The sequence below is a fragment of the Achromobacter sp. Root565 genome, assembly GCF_001427425.1.
Classification (GTDB): domain Bacteria; phylum Pseudomonadota; class Gammaproteobacteria; order Burkholderiales; family Burkholderiaceae_B; genus Achromobacter; species Achromobacter spanius_D.
Map to the genome: position 1 here is coordinate 2,282,038 of NZ_LMGO01000001.1, position 15,957 is coordinate 2,297,994.

At 62.0% G+C, this 15,957-nt stretch carries 5 protein-coding genes and 1 pseudogene; all 6 read right to left on the minus strand.

Annotated features, from left to right (window positions below):
* Positions 1-4: 4 nt before the first annotated feature.
* Positions 5-2,224: a hemagglutinin repeat-containing protein gene (locus ASD71_RS10235; protein ID WP_056562854.1), complete on the minus strand. Its 2,220-nt coding sequence runs from the start codon at positions 2,222-2,224 to the stop codon at positions 5-7.
* A 15-nt stretch (positions 2,225-2,239) separates the two neighbouring features.
* A pseudogene (locus tag ASD71_RS10240) lies at positions 2,240-2,482 on the minus strand (transposase); the annotation flags it as partial.
* A 32-nt stretch (positions 2,483-2,514) separates the two neighbouring features.
* Positions 2,515-2,736, minus strand: coding sequence for a hemagglutinin repeat-containing protein (locus ASD71_RS10245; protein WP_056562857.1), 222 nt, complete (start codon positions 2,734-2,736; stop codon positions 2,515-2,517).
* A 764-nt stretch (positions 2,737-3,500) separates the two neighbouring features.
* A complete protein-coding gene (locus ASD71_RS27955) occupies positions 3,501-3,908 on the minus strand; it encodes a hypothetical protein (RefSeq protein ID WP_156395116.1) in 408 nt (135 codons plus the stop codon).
* 59 nt (positions 3,909-3,967) lie between these two features.
* Positions 3,968-4,342, minus strand: coding sequence for a hypothetical protein (locus ASD71_RS27960; RefSeq protein ID WP_156395117.1), 375 nt, complete (start codon positions 4,340-4,342; stop codon positions 3,968-3,970).
* A gap of 27 nt (positions 4,343-4,369) precedes the next feature.
* Entirely contained in the window at positions 4,370-15,955 is an 11,586-nt protein-coding gene (locus ASD71_RS10250) for a hemagglutinin repeat-containing protein (protein ID WP_162253555.1), read from the minus strand.
* Positions 15,956-15,957: the final 2 nt, after the last annotated feature.

The window sequence follows — 15,957 nt, forward strand, 5'->3', positions numbered from 1 at the left end:
CATCTTATAGATCATAATCAATTGAAGTGTGATTCCCCGGGCTTTTTCTAGTTACCTGATTTCCGTAAGCATCTGTTCTTTGGCCAGCTGCGTCTCTGAGCTCAACATGCGGATCAGCACTACCTGGCGCGCGCGAACTGCCTTGCTTAATTGTCATACGAGAGATTCCGTTTTCGTCAATGTATTTGAGAGGTCCTCCCTCGGTTTGGGAGGGTCGCCAGCCTTGAGATTCCGCATACTGTTTCAGTTCGCTAGCTTTAGGGGTTCGACCAGCCTCAAAAAGATTACCAAATCCTTTGGGACTTCTAATTGCGCCAGCAACCATACTACCCAACAGGATAGCCCTCTCGGCCACCTCCGGACTCACGCTATAGCGCTTTTGTAGATCAGCGGCAATTTCAGTATGAATAACTATGCTAGCTGCTTCGGCGTTCTGCATGAAATATACGCCGAGGTCATCCTTGAGAGCGCTTGGAATATCCATGCCGAGCAACTTGTCTAACTGCTTTCGGTACTCGGCAGACTGCTCAACAAACTCGCCAAAACGTTCCCTGCAGGCGGTCGGATCGGCTGCACATACAGCGATCATGACTTCCCGAGTCTCTATGCTGAGATCGCGAAATTTTTGCTGCACCTGATCACAATTGCCGATTGCTTCGCAGGCAGAAGCTTCTGCTTCAAACAGCTTCAGTTCGGACAGAGTGAGCGCGTTATTCGTCAACTCAGTCACCGCAGCAATAGTGCTCGCGGAGGAGTCCACCGACGTTGCTGCGGACATACCAGCCACAATACTGGCAATCAAGTTTCCTCGTGCTTCTCGTTCCTCCGACGACAGTTCATCTCCCGTAGCCGTGCTTATCAGTTTGGCAAGCACTGAACTCGCCGCAGCTCCCATGGCACCAGCGGCACAATTTCCACTGCTTGCCGAGGCTCCCGCGCACGCCACAACTCCATGCAGAAGGGCGCGCACCGCATCCGAATCTGCCCCAGAGCCCATGGAATCGGCGAGCTTTTTCACCTGCGATACGCCCAAACTCTGGAGATAATTCACAGCCGCTGCTTGCACAAAGCCACCACTGCTACCTGTCACATTACCGCTTGCCGCCGCCGAGATCGCGCCCAAAATGCGGCGATAGGTGCCAGACGGCCCCCACTCTCCATTAAGCTTGTCCGCCGCCGCAGCAGCTTGATCGCGTTCAGCCTGTGACAGCGTCTGGTCCTTTGCCCTCGCCCTCAGCGCGTCAATCTCCTTCGCCCGATTCGTCAAAAACTGCCCCGCCTGACGCTGGGCTTCAGAAGCAATCTCAAACCCCGCCTCGATCTTCTCCTTGTCAAAGATCGGCTTGAGCGCATTCAACGTGTCCGACGTATCCCGGTTCAACCCCGCAATCGTCTCTGCAGCCGTCTTACCGGTCAGCGCCAATTGCCCCGCTTCATCACGAATGACGATCGTGCCGCCGCTAATGCCGCTTTGCGTCGTGGAACTGCTGTTGCCGCTTGCCGCGACCACGATCGGGGTGCCCATTCCAAAGCCGCTACTACCCGTCGAAACGGACGTACCCGCATCTTTGGACGCGCCTCCTGCGACCTGGCCGCCCTTGGTGGTGCCCAAGCCGGAGTCGCCTGACTTCCCGCCAAACCCGAACCCGCCCCCGATGGACACCTGATTGCCGCTGTAGCGCGCCGTGTTCTTGAGATCTTCAGTGACCAGTGTTCCCGTGGTCAGCTTGTTAAGGCCGTCGGCGACCGCCTTGTCGCTGCTGGCAATGACGCTGCCGATGAGCGTGGTGTTGTTCTTGACGTCGACCAGGAAACCGCCGTCGCCCGCCCATAACCCCGTTTGCTCAGTCACGGTCTTGAAGTTGCTGTTTATCTTGCCGGCGTCAGCGTTCGCCCAAGCATTGCTTGAGCCGTAGCAGTACGGCGGAATGCACAGGCTTATGCCAAAACCCGCACTCTTGTTCTTCGAGTCATACTTGCTGCTGTCTTGCAAGCTCTCCAGCAAGAGATTCCCGCCGACCGACGCGATGATCTGATCTGCCTTGGCGGCCGCACCCTTGAGCGTGGTGTCGCCGCCGGACTGGATCGCAAAGACATTACCGGCGGTCAGGTTGGTGTTGGTCCAGCTTTCGTCCTTGCCGTTGGCGTTGCCTCGGCCCACTGAGGCGCCAAGTTCAAGCGTGAAGCCGTTCTGCTGCCCGCCAGTGGACCCGCCAATACCCATTTCGGTTTAGAACGCCTTGATCGCTGCATTCTCCAGCGCCAAGTCTGCAAACATGCGTTTGAGCTCGGCATTCTCAGCCTCCAGCTCACCTAGCCGCTACAACTCGGACACCTGAACCCCCGAGTACTTGCTCTTCCACAGGTAGTACATAGCGTTGCTGATGCCGTGTTTGCGGCACAGTTCGGCGACCGGCATGCCGGCTTCGCCCTCCTTCAACACGCCAACAATCTGGCTCTCTGTGAATCTGCTTTTCTTCAAGGGATTCTCCGACTCAGGGAGGCTCCGAAATTCTACCGGCCGATGCCTACCTGAAGGGGGAGCTTACGAGCGCTCTTGTTCTTGGAGTCGTATTTGCTGCTGTCCTGCAAGCTCTCGAGCAACAGATTGCCGCCGACCGACGCAATGATTGGGTCGGACTTGCCGGAGGCGCCTTTAAGCGTGGTGTCGTCACCGGACTGAATCGCCAGGACGTTGTCCGCGGTGACGTTGGTGTTGGTCCAGCTTTCGTCCAATCACGCCAAAATCAGATCCATGATTGAATTTTTATCCAACTGCTTTTGGGTAACAACAGTCAAGGCCTTCGTAACATAATTACCTTTTGCCCCAACAGTCTCCGACGCAATTTTCATTGTCTACGCGCGCAGCGCCAAATCTGGCACGGCCTGCGCGTCCACCCGCCCAGGCGATCCACTGTCATCCCACAACCAGCCAGACGCTGGTTGTGGCGAGTTAGGGCGTTCATGCCAGGCCTATTTATCTACGTTTTCAACAAGTGCAAACCACATGCAAAAATAAAGTCCGGTAATGGCAACTCAGTACAGCTTTCAACACCTGACGACAGCGCATCCTGCAACCTAACTACCCCTCTCTCGAAATCAAGAACAACGTCAAAACAATTAAATTCAAACTCCCTGAGCAAAACGTCATCCGAGCGTGCCCTTTCGTCAAGCGCCCCATTCAAAACAGAGCGCACACTAGCGTTCAATTCCTGAGCGATGAATTGCTCCATTAGAGACCTACCGTTAGCCATGATTATCTCCCTAATTAGAATGGAAACGCCGTCTGAATCACCCCACCACGAACATTAACCTTAATTGTGGAGGTTGGGACACCTGTGGAATTAGTCCCTATGACCTTTCCTGCGTTGTACTCGATAACATAACCTCCGGGACCATTGGGAGAGACTTTCCCATATCTCAGCGCGCTGTCTACATAGCTAGAAACATCCTTGAGAGATGTCCCCTGAGAAAACTTACTAACATACTAGAATTTCGCTTTACTTACCGTACGCATCTCTGGGCTCAGCAAAGCACATCTCCCCAAACTTTTCGCACTGATACGGGTACTTTTCAGTACACCGCTTCAGCATGGTTCGCGCCAACTTGTTCGCAATGCTTGCTGCAATGTTCTGCGCTGCCTTAGAAGGACCTCGATTGGAAAATTCGCGCAGCGATATCTGGTATGTGTCTTCGGCAAGGTGGTGATTTTTTGAAGCCTCAACAGCGGCTAACCAATCGCCCCACTGAGCTGGATCATTAGTGTTTCCGTCGGCCCATATAGTGGGCGAGATACCGCTCAAAAGAGTGGCGATATCTTCGCTTTGGCGACCACCCCTCTTGTAGTAGCGATCCACGAATATCAGCATTGCGCGAAAGGCTTCCGCCGTTGTCAACAAACTATTCATTCCAACCGCCTCCAATGCGGACGCTGCTCACCCGTCGCCGCTCGCCGCATCCCTCTGCCTTAAAGCGAGAAAATCATCTTTGATTTATTGGCGACAGCCTTAATCAAAAAAGCTCGAAGATCGATCAACTCTGACAATGCAACGTCTTTAGACACACAAGACTGTATAGCTACGCGGCCCTCCGTCCAGCCACTCACAAATTCCACATTCTTTGCAGGGAGAGCACGAAGGACTGAGATATGCTTTTCGAGAGCACAGATCACCACCTCCAGTGTAGAAACATCAACTTCGTCTTCTTCATACTGATCAAAAATAGTGCCTTGGATGGCATTAATATTTTTCCAGAATCCTGACGAGAACAGCCATTCGGAAACCAATCCGGAGAGCGTCAATTTCGCGTCACAACCTTCCACCCAGAAGAACGATCGTTGCATCCTCATGTGCGTCACCACCTATTTCACTTAATCAGAATTTTTAAAATGAGTCAAACCATTCCTCACACCTGATGGAATACCGGTCTGCGTAGTTTTATCTACTCCAACCAACGGAACATTGTGCGGAATGGCATTGCCATTCTGATCCAAATACTGCCCAGCCGAATTCTGCACACGATAATAATTACCTGCATTATCTAAGACCACTGAAGCGCCTGTCATTGCATTTGTGAAAACAGTTTTTCCGGAGGTTGTATATTCTACTTTTGGATTTTCGCCCGCCACGTTACGCACTGTTTCTTTCAGCGATCCACTGGACCAGTTTCCACTATGCTCGGCCGCGCGCGCTGCCCCGGACGGATTATAAATCGGCACATCGGATAGTTTTCCTGGCGGCAAGCCCTGGCTATAAATTAAAACCGGCCCCTCCTCATCCGGCAGAGGGGAGCTGATAGTAGTTCCGCCTATGGGCCCATTATTCTCCTGTCCCGGCACCGCGATTGGCTCAACGGGCCGACCAGGCACCACGGGAATTTCGGGACCATACCTCCCCTCATCGCCTACGGAGGGAGGCAGGGCATTCACATACACCACGTCCCCCGATTTACCAGGCAGCGCCGCATCCTTCCCAGCAATGTCGCTCACCAGTTCTGCGGCCCAAGGACCCAAAGCTCCGGCGGCAATTCCCGTTATCGCTGCGGAGGCCACATATGTGACGCCATCCTTCGTTTGCATCCAAAGAGTTGCCGTCCTCTCCGAGACCACAGTGACGACTCGCTGGCAACTGGTCATAGTTGCGCACTTAGCTGCGGCAGCAGCTGCTACCGGGTATGCAAATTGCCCCCAGTTCTGTGATGTCTCCAGCGTGGCGGCCATCCCGGCCGTTGCTGCATCAACGCCTGCTGCTGTCGCTATACCCGCGACTAAGCTGGTGACCAAATTGCGCCGAGCTTCAACTTGCTCGGGCGTGAGCCCCTCCGCCGCCCCCATGAGACTGTTCAGGATGCTGCCCGCTCCGGCGCCCAATGCGCCAGATGCGCAGGCTTCCCCCTTTCCTGCCGCACCCGCACATCCCAAGATACTGTGAAGTGCCACACGCGCAGCTTCCGCGTCTTTTCCCGTGCCCAACAAATCGGCGATCTGTTTCGCCTGTAATGCCGCCATACCCTGGAGATAATTGACTGCAGCCGACTGCACGAATGCGCTGGTCGAGCCCGTCACATTTGCACTGCTCGCTCCCGACAATGCCAACAAGATCAGCCCATACTTGCCACCAACGCTCCAGTCTTGTGCATCCTGCAACTGGTCCATAAGCGCGGCGATGTGGGCAGCGTCGTTTGCCTTGCCGCTCTTCATTGCTTCGGAGATGGCCTTCTCGGCTGCCTGCTTTTCAGCCGCCCGATTCGACAAAAACTGCCCAACCTGCCGGCTAGCTTCCCCAACGATCTCAAACCCCGCCCGAATCTCCTTCTCGTCAAATATCGGATCCAGACTGTTCAGCGTGTCCTTGGTGTCTCGGTTCAACCCCGCGATCACTTCGGCCACCGTCTGCCCCGTCAGCGCTTTCTGCCCCGTTTCGTCTCGGATGACAATCGTGCCGCCGCTGATGCCACTGAGCGTAGTGGAACTAGCTTCTCCTCTGGCTCCCGCCACCACCGGCACACCCATGCTCACGCCGTTCGAACTGGGCAGGTTTGAATTCGGCGTGGCCTTGGTTCCGCCAGCGACCTCGCCCTTGCCATCGGTGCCGATGTTGCTCTTGTCTTTGCCACCTTCCTTGCCGCCGCCAAAGCTCACGCCGCCGCCCAGCTGAATGGACTGGCCTTCGTAGCTGGCGCGGTTTTCAACATCGCGGCTGGTGAGGGTGCCGGTGATCAGGACGTTCTTGCCATCAGCGACCGCTTTGTCGCTGCTGGCAATGACGCCACCAATCAGGCCGGTATTCTTGGCGACATCGAGCTGGAAGCCGCCGTCGCCCGCCCACAGACCTGACTGCTCCGTGACGCTGGCGTATTCGCTGTTGATCTTGGTGTTGCCATAGTTGCCGCTGACCGAGCTGGCGCCGTAGCAGATGGGAGGGATGCACAGGCTTACCTGCACGCCCACGCTGCGGTCGCGCGCCGTGTAGTTGCTGATGTCCTGCAGGCTTTCGATAACGAGGTCGCCGCCCACCGTGGCCAGAATCCGGTCGCCGGTCGCTTGCGCGCCGCGCAGAACCGTGTCGCCGCCGGAGTTCATGGTCAGTACGTTGCCGGCTTGCACGTGCGTGTTGTTCCACGTCACATCCTCGCCATTGCTCTTGTTCTTGCTGCCACCCGCGCCCAGGTTGATGCTGACGCCGTTTTGGGTTCCCCCGATCGAAAAGCCCACACCAATGCTGGCGCTTGTGCTTTTGCCGTCGGTCCTTTGGCTGGCGGTGTTCTGTTGAGCGGTAAGCAGGATGTCGCCTTGCGCATCCAGCACCATATTGCGGCCCGCGGCAAGGTCAGACCCGGACACGATGATGTCAGACTGATCGCCCTTGCCGGCGGCGATGATCGTCATGTCGCGGCCAGCGGAAATGGCCGCGCCGCTTGCGGTACTGCTTTGGCCGCTGCTGGTCTGGCTGGCGCTGCTGGCACCGAAGTCGACGTTGATGTTGATCCCGCCGACCTTGGCGGGATCTTTCGCCACCGCGTCATAGGCATTCTTGGCGGCCAAACCGGCCGCCACGGCTGCGATGGCCTGCAGGCGGCCATTGTTGGTCTCCTGGGCCGCCTCGCGCATGCGGTTGGTGCTTTGCACGGCGCTGACAACAGGGTTGCTAGCGCTGATCGTTACGCCGATCTGGCTGGTCTCCTGGAACTGGCGATAGACGCTGGTGTCGTAACTGCCTTCGATGGCGACTGACTGGCCGGCCATGAGGAGGTCGCGGCCTGCACGGATATCGCTTCCACGCACCAGTACGTCGTCCATGGCGACAATCGAGACATCACCCAGATGGCTGGTGACGGTGCTGCCGGCTGCGCTCGGCGTGCTGCTGCGCTCATTCAGGCTGCCGCTACTGCTGCGTACCCCCACGGAAAAGCCGCTGCCCTCACGCCCCAGATCACCCACCGTCTTATTGCTGTAGCTGCTGCTGTGGTCGCGCGTCGCGCTGCCCGTGTCGATGACGATCGATCCGCGATTAGCCAAAAGACCCACGTTGTTAATGGCGTCAATGGCGGATCCGGCGATGCGTATGTCGCCGTCACGGCTGTTCAGGTGGACTGTGTTGCCCGTGATGAGCGACGACGTTTGCCACGTGCCTGAAGACAGCTCATCGGATTGCGCCGATTGACTGCCGTAGGGGAAGATCTTGACGCCGCTGGCGTTGGGACCACCGTCAACAGCCCGACCGATGTCTCCCAGGCTCATGCTTCCAAACGAGAAGCTGGTGCTCTTACTGGACTCTTCGCTGGTCTGGGTCTGGCGGTTGTCTGAGCCAACAACGGCGATGTCGCGTTGGGCATCGAGTACGACACCGCCCTGGGCGCGCAGGCTAGACCCGGAGATCACGACGTCGCCATCCTGCGCTCGTCCGGAGGCGTCGCGTACGCCGCTGCCGGTCGCGCGCACCACGATGTCGCCGGCTGCGCTCAAGGACGAGCCGCTGCTGACCTGGCTATGCGAGTCGAACGATCCACTGCTCTTGCTGCTGCTGTACGAGAATGACACGCCGGGCGTCGTGGCCCCGCTGTGAGCAAGCTCGTGACCTTTGGATTTGACGGAGCCGGCGTTGGATAGATTTTTGACGGTGTCCACCACCGTCCCAACGACAGCCACGCCAAAGCCGCTTTCCTTGACAGAGTATTCGCTGTGGGTCTTCTCGACGTCGCGCCCCGCGACGATGGCGACATTTCCTCCCTGGATATCGATGTTGCCGGTGTTGCCAAGGGTGTCGCCTGCGGCCTTGCCCGCTACCACATCGCTGCCTGCGATCAGGACATCCCGCCCTCCAGTGATGATGACGTTGCCGCCCGTCGCGCCCAATAGACTCCGCGCGTCGCTTTGCGTCATCCCGTCCACGGTCTGCAGGGATTTGGCGTCGCTGCTCTTGTACGAAATACCAAGTCCACCGGTTGAGAAGCCGCTTTTCTTTACCCGCTCGTAATGGCTCTCCCCATAGGTGTTTGTCCCAGCCGTTACCGACAGATCGCGGCCGGCGTCGACGACTAGGTCATTACTGGTGAGGACTTGCGAGGCATTAAGCGAAAAGTCTCTGCCTGCCTGAAACACTGCCGAGTCGCCGCTGAAGGTCGATCCCTGCGCTTGTGTCCACGCCTGTGAATCTGCTGTGTGTGTGCTCTTGCTGGAGAGAAAGCCCCGGGTCTTGTAATACATCTCATCACGAGCGTAGGCCGAGGCCTCTCCCGCACCGATGTTGATATCGCGGCCTGCGGCGACGCCCAACTGTTCACCCGCCGCGACGTCTGCGGCGCGAGCATTGACGTCCTGCCCTGCGATCAACGTGAGATTGCCGTCTGCCGCGATAGACGAACCGACTTCCGAGCTGGTGCTCAGGTCGTGACGGTTCTTCTTGTTGCGGACCAGGGATTCTCCGTGGCTTTCCTGCAGCGTGGCCAGGTTGATGTCGCGGCCTGCTTGCAGGCGCGCGTCTTCCGTGGCCGTGACTTGTGCTGCCGTCAGGTCGATGTCGCGGCCGGCCTGCATGTTGAGGTTGCCGGCGTCGACGCGGGACACGCCCGAGACGTACGAACCCCAGGTGGCGCCGTTGTTCTCCGAGGCGGAGGTGGACGTAAGCGCGATGTCGCGGCCTGCCGACAGGGCGACGTTGTCGCCCTTGATGAGCGAGACCAGGTTGGTCAAATCTTCGCGCGCAGCGAGGTCGACGATGGCGCCTTGGATCCGGCCGCCAGCCTGGTTGACGATGTTGGCGGCGGTCATGACGGTGGCGTCACGTGCGCCGATGGTGCCGCTGTTGGTGATGTCGCCGTCGGCGGCGAGTTTGACATCGCTGCCAGCCATGAGGGTGCCGTCGCCCTTCAGGTCGCCTTCGCGCACCAGGAGGTAAACCTGCGGGACCAGCACGGTTTCGGTCGTGCCATCGGGGAGCGTGATGGTCTGCTCGACCAGCCAGACGAGATCGGTGGTGAGCTGGCGTTGCTGGGCTTCGGTGAGCGCGGCGCCGAGCTTGATGCCGTTGTTCAGGGCGAACTGCGCGCCGTTAGCGAGCAGTTGCTTGTACTGGCTGTCGTTGTCGCCGAAGCCTTCGAGGAAGCGTTGGCCGGTGGTAGCCAGGATCTGGTCGGCGACGAGTTTTTGTTCGTAAAAGCCGTCGCCCAGGCGGCGGGGTTGGCCGGACGGTGTCGGGAATTTGGCGCCGGGGGGGATCAGGGCGTTCAGGCCGCCGGGCGCGCTACCCAGGCCGGTTTTGATGGCGCCGGATGCGCCCGCGTTGCCGACGGGTGCGCCGGGCTGTTGCAGAAGACCGAACAGGTAATCGCTGGAGACGGACTCGCGATTGCCGATGAAGCGCGGGTCGGTGGCGACGACGTAGGGTGCGTCGGGCGTGCCATTGACGGCGAAGAGTTGGCTGTCGGGGATCGTGGCCGGGTTGGAGACGGTGCGCACGACGTTGCCGCCGGGCAAGCCGAGGCTGGCGATCAGGACCGGGCCGGTTGCGGTGGCGCCGTTGGCGCCGGGCGCCGCGCCGCTGAGGGAAACCGACAGGTTGCCGCCGGAGGTGCCGACGGGCAACTCGATGGATTCGGCGGCGAGGGTGCGGTTGTAGGCTTCGGAGTATTCCTTGCGGTCGCTATCGCGGGCCTGAGTAACGGTGGCGGTGCCGATGCGTGTGATAACGCGCTGGCCGCCGGCGCCGATATTGTTGATCGCGGGGCCGCTAACTGACAACGTGCCACCCGCCGCGATCTGGCTCTTATCGTTCGTGACGGTGCCAACTAGCGTCATCGCGCCGCCGGACAGGATCTTGCCGGGATCCGATGCGATCGTGCGAGTCTCCGTGATCGTTTCTTCGACCTGATAGTAGGTGAAGGTGCCAACCAGGCGATTGTCGAAGTCGGCGTTGAATTCGCGGATGCGCTGGTCCAGTTCGAGATGCGGAGCTCGAAACGCCGCATAGGCATCTTCATACGCCTGACGCCGCGCCGCTTCAGCGGCACATGCTTGAGTGCTGTAGCACTCGCGCTCGGGGGGCCGCCAAACCGGCATCGGCTCGGACGGCGGAATGACGTCGAAGATCGCCCAGATTCGGGCGTCGTTACTGTAGACAAACGACTCCGGAATGATCCAGCAGTCTCCGCCGTTATCGCCACCCGAGCACACTTCCCGCTCGACGATATGCGTGATCGGAATGGGCGCAGTTTCACCTGCACGGCCTTTCCTGTTCTCAACGTAGTCAAACGGCGGCCCATATCGCGATGCGGGATACCTGTCCGACGGGCGTAGAAATCGCCGCTCGGGATCGTCATCTAGCCAGGCGGGCTCCTTCCCGCACATGGGCGTGACCTCGTCGCAGAACCAGTTGGTCGCCATGTCGTACATGTCGGTCGTGCCCGCCGGCGTCACGTACAGTTTGGGAACCTTCTGAACCGGCACAATCTCGCTGGCGTAGTTCGTATTGATGTTCTGCAGCGAAGCCGCGGAAATAACCGCGTTCCCCGCCGCCTCGATCGTCGCCCCCGCATTGACGAGCGACGCAGCCTGTCCGACAGCCTTGCCCGTCGCATCAAGCGCATTCCCGATGCGCAGATCCGCGCCGGCATAGATCAACCCATGCTCACGGTTCACCAGCGAACCCACGCCAACATCCAGATCACCACGCGACGCAATCACCGCGCCGCCTCCCGGCCCCGATCCGTTGACCAACTCTCCGGCGCGGATGGCGATGGTGTTGCCATAAATGCGGCCGAAGTTGTCGACGCGGCGCGCGTTGATGTGGGTCGAGCCGCCGTCGATGAGGCCCGAGTTGATCAGGCCATTCGTGACGTTGATGGTGTTGTTGCGCCCGGCCAGCAGTTCGCCGCTGGCCCGGTTGTTGAGCGAGTTGGCCGTGATGGACAGGTCGCGGCCGGCGCTGACGGTGGCGCTGTTGTCCATGTTGCCGCCCACCGACATCGTCAGGTCGCGACCCGCGGCGATGTCGCCGGTCTGGTTGAGCGAACCGGTGTAGGTGAACGAGAGATCCTGCGCGGATTGCAGCAGGCCCAGTCCTTGCAGCGCCTGGATCGTGACGGCAAGGCGTTCGCCCGCCATTACCTTGCCCTGGGCGTTCTTCAGCACCGCTGCCTTGACCGTCGCGTAGCGCCCGGCTGCGATTTCGCCGCCGGTGTTGTCCAGTTCGCCGGTGTCGAGCGTCAGGTCCTGGCTGGCGCTGAGGGAGCCGCCCTGGTTGTTGATGCCGCCGGCCACGATGGTGGCGGTTTTGGCGAGCACGCCTTTGGGCGGCGATCCGGCTGCGGTCAGCGTGGCGCTGTTGTCCAGGCTGGCGGCGTTCAGGGTCAGGGTGTCGTCGGCCTGGATCAGACCGCCTTGATTGTTGACAGCGCCGGTGGCAACCAGCGTTACGTCCGAACCTGCCAGCGTGCCCCGGGCATTGCCGATGCGCACGGCGTCGATGCGGGTGTCACCGGCAGCGGCGATCAGTCCGTTGGTGTTGTCGAGTTCACCGCCCAGTTTCAGCGTGGCGTCGCCCGCGGACGTCAGCTTGCCGCCTTGGTTGCGCAGGTTGACGGCGTCGATGTCGAGGCCACCGCCGTGCAGCACCGCGTTGCGCGTGGTGATGTCTCCCGGCGACGTGAGCGCGAGCTTGCCGATGGATGACATGTTGCCGCTGGACAGGTCCATGCCGCCTGCCGCCAGCGTCATGTCCGAGCCGGCCGCGCTGATCCCGGGGTGGGTGATGAAGGCGGCAGTGAGTTTGACGCTGCCAGGCAGGCTGAGCGTGCCGTCTTCGCCGACGCCAGCGATGACGCGGCCGCTGTTGGTGAGCGCGCCGGACGCCGTGGCGTTGACGTCGCCGCCCGCGAGCACGGAGCCGGCATTGTTCAGACCGGTGTCTGACACCAGATTGGCGGCGTCGGCCGCCGACACGACGCCTGCGTTGTGCAGCAGACCGCCGGATTGGAGGTCGATGTTGGCGGCGGACTGGATGCGGCCGTCGGCCGTTGTGGTCAGCACACCCTCGGCGTCCACGATGACGTTGCCGGTCTGGGTGGCGGCGATGCCGCCGAGCGTGGCATCGGTGCCCGCGCGCAGCGTCATGCCCTGACCGGCGGCAGCGGAACCCATCGCCTTCAAGGCGCCGCCCGCAGTGGCGGTCAACGCTGCGCCTGCCTGTTGGTTCGACGCGGCCCCCATCACGAGGTCGCCACGCAGCGTGTTGAGCGTTAGGTCGCCTTGCAGTGCGGCGACGGTGCCGTTGATGTTCATGCCATCGTCGGCGGTGAGCGTCTGCGCGACGCCGGCGAGCATGCTGCCGGCCGCAAGCAGCGTGCCTTGCGCGGTGGACGTGAGCGTGCCGGCGGCTTGCGCCAAGCCTGCTGCGCCGACGGCGACGTTACGGCCGGTGAGCGTGAGGTTCGCGTCGCTGGCCGCCGTGCCCTCCACGTGCGCATCGCGCGCCGCGGCCAGCATCATGTCGCCGACCGACGCCAGTGCGCCGGCAGCGGCGAGGTCGCGTTGGGCTTGCGCTGTGAAGGTGCCTGCGGCCTGCACCTGCCCGCCCTGCTTGACGGTCACATCGCGGCCGGAGAGCAGCAGGTTGCCCACGCCGGCCTCGCCCAATGCTGCGGTGGTGCCGCCCAAGCGGGCGTCGCCGATCGCCGCAAGCGTCAGGCCGCCGCCCGCGACGATGGCGCCGTCGGACACCAGGTCGCCGCCGGATTGGGCAGTCAAGTCCTGTGCGGCCTGCATGCGGCCGCTTGTGCCGACGCGCAGCTGTCCGCCCGCGTCGGCCGTCAGGCTACCCGCCAGCGCCGCGACGGTGCCGTCAACGCCCAGGTCGCGCTGAGCCGCGAGACTAGCGGGTGTTCCCGCCGTGACGATACCGGTCACAAAGAGATCGCGGCCCGCCTCGGCCCGCAGCAAGCCGCTTGCGCCCACCGCGGATTGCGCGGTACCGGCCGTACCCGCGACGCGCAGGTCCTGGCCCGCGCCCAGATGCAGATTCGCGCTGCCCTGCGCCAGTCCGTCCTGACCCACCGTCAGGTCGCCGCCCGCTTCGGCGCGAAGCGTGCCGTTGGCGACCGTCTTGCCGTTCAGTTGGGCCTCGGTTCCAGCGGAAAGCTGGATGTCGGTTTCTCCAGACACGGTGCCGTTTGCGATCAGCTTGCCGCCGGCCTGGCCATCGAGTTGTTGCGCGGACTGCAGGACGCTGTCCTTGCCGAGCGTCATGTCGCCGCCACTGACGGCTTTCAACGTACCGGCGTCGGCCAGCACGGTGCCGTCCACGCGCAGGTTGCCTTGCGTATTGATCTGCGCCGACTGCCCTGCGATGAAGGCGCCGGCGAGCGATGCGTCGCTGGCAACGGCCGTCGCCGAGCCGTCCGCTTGAAGCCGCGATGCGGCAGACGCCGTCAAGGTCTCTCCCGCGTGCATCTGCAGATTGCCGGTGGCGAGGGTTGCGCCGTCAAGCTGGATATTGCGCGCCGCCTGCAGCGACAGGTCCTTCAGGGACGTGACCTCGCCCGTGCTTTGCAGGTCACCGCCCGCGGTCAGGCCAACGTTACCGGCAGCTGCCACCCGAGCCTTTGAACCAATGGATACGTCGCCGCTTGCGGAGAGTTTCATGCCGCCGGACGCGGCCGAGACCGTGCCGTCCACCGCCAGTTTCTCGCCCGCCGTGAGCGTGGTGTCGCCGTTGGCACGTAGCGTGCCGGCCAGCGCGAGGTCGCGGCCCGCCTTCGCGGCAACCGAGCGTTCGCCGTCCCACTGTGCGGGCGCGTCCATGCGCAGGTCGCGCGTGGCGTCGATGGCCATGCGGCCGGTGGACGATCCCTTGCCCGTCACGCGTGCGTCGCGCCCTGCCATCAGCGACACATCGCCGCGTGCGCCGACGAGGCCGCCCAAGTTCAGATCCGCTCCGGCGCGGATTTGGGCAGCTCCGCCCGATTGCAGTTGCGCGGTCGCGCCGGCGGTCAGATCGCCGGCTGCCTGCGCGTGCAACGCGCCCGCGGCGGTAACCTGGCCAGGCAGCACGACGTCACGCCCTGCCTTCAATGCAATGGCGCCCTTCGCGGTGACCAGACCGCTGGATGCCGAGCCGGGCTGCGCCGCGCCGCCTTGCGCACCCGCGCCGCCCCCAGCGCTTGCATTCGAACCGTCGGCATTGGAACCGCCCGCACTTGAACCATTCGAGCCGGAGCCGCCCGAATTGCTTGCGCCTCCCGTACCGGATCCACCATCCGGCGGCGTGCCACCCGGCGTCTTATCGCCGCCAATGCGCATCGTGCGGCCGGACTCAATCCGCACATCCTGCCCGCCCATCAACAGCGAGCCGCCCAGCGTCAAATCCTGCCCCGCCGCGACACGCAGCACGCCCTGCGTCTGCAATGCGCCCTGCGCGGCCACCTTCACATCGCCTGCCGCACTCACATCACCGGAACCGCCCGCGCCCACCACACCGGCGATTGCAGCGTTGCGACCCGCCACCAGCGCCACGTTACCCGCGGCCTGCGCCGCGCCGTCAATCGCCACGTCACGTCCGGACGCCAGCCGCAGATCGCGCGCGGCCTGCACGGCGGCGCCGGGTGCGATGCGAACATCGCCCGATGCGCTGACCTCCAGGTCGCCGGTCAGCGCGACCAGATTGCCGCCCACGTTAACGCCGACGCCGGCCTCGGTGCCGATCAGCCGGATGCTGTTGGCGTACATGCCGCCCAGCGCCGCAGTGTCCAGCGCCACGACGGGGGCCGGGCCTTCGCCCGCGCGGGCCGTCGCATTGCCCGTCGCGTAGTCCACGCGCGCGGCGCCCGCCGTGACGTTGAGCCGGTCGGCCCAAACGCCGGCGTTGATTTCCAGCGTCCGGGCGATCAGGTCGACCTGGCTGGTGGCGGTTCCATTCAGCCCCTCGCCTTCAATGCGCAGCTTGCCGCCTGCGACGTCCAGCGCGATGTTGCCGTCAGGGCCGACCTGCGGGCGGCCGGTGGTCAGCGTGGCGCGGTCCGCGTTCAGAAAGCCGCAGCCGTTGCAGGTGATGCCTGCCGGGTTGGCGACGATGACGTTGGCCCGGTTTCCGGCGACTTCGAGCGTACCCATCAGTTGCGACGGATTGGGCGCAGTGACCTGGTTGAGAATGGTGGTGGCGCGCTGGTTGCCCAGCATGACGTTGCCGGCCACCTGGCCGGCCAACTGCGTCTGGCTGGCGCCGCCGCTGTTGTTCAGCACCACGCCAGACGGCCCCACGTTGAATTGCGTGTAGCGGTTGTTGGAGACTCCGCCTGCAGACGGCGGCGCGATGTTCACGACGGGCACGCCGTTGCTGACGCCCACGATCGGCTTCTGGCCGGGCACGCTCTTGTCCACGGAAATCGGCAGCGTCTGCGCCAGCACGGGCGTCCAGACTTGCGTGAAGACGATGGACCAGACAATCAACGAACGAAGCTTGGACATCA

Excerpts from the sequence above, each read along its gene's own strand:
- ASD71_RS10235 (WP_056562854.1), bottom strand. The coding sequence starts at position 2,224 with ATGGGTATTGGCGGGTCCACTGGCGGGCAGCAGAACGGCTTCACGCTT.
- ASD71_RS27955 (WP_156395116.1), bottom strand. The coding sequence starts at position 3,908 with ATGAATAGTTTGTTGACAACGGCGGAAGCCTTTCGCGCAATGCTGATA.
- ASD71_RS27960 (WP_156395117.1), bottom strand. The coding sequence starts at position 4,342 with ATGCAACGATCGTTCTTCTGGGTGGAAGGTTGTGACGCGAAATTGACG.
- ASD71_RS10250 (WP_162253555.1), bottom strand. The coding sequence starts at position 15,955 with ATGTCCAAGCTTCGTTCGTTGATTGTCTGGTCCATCGTCTTCACGCAA.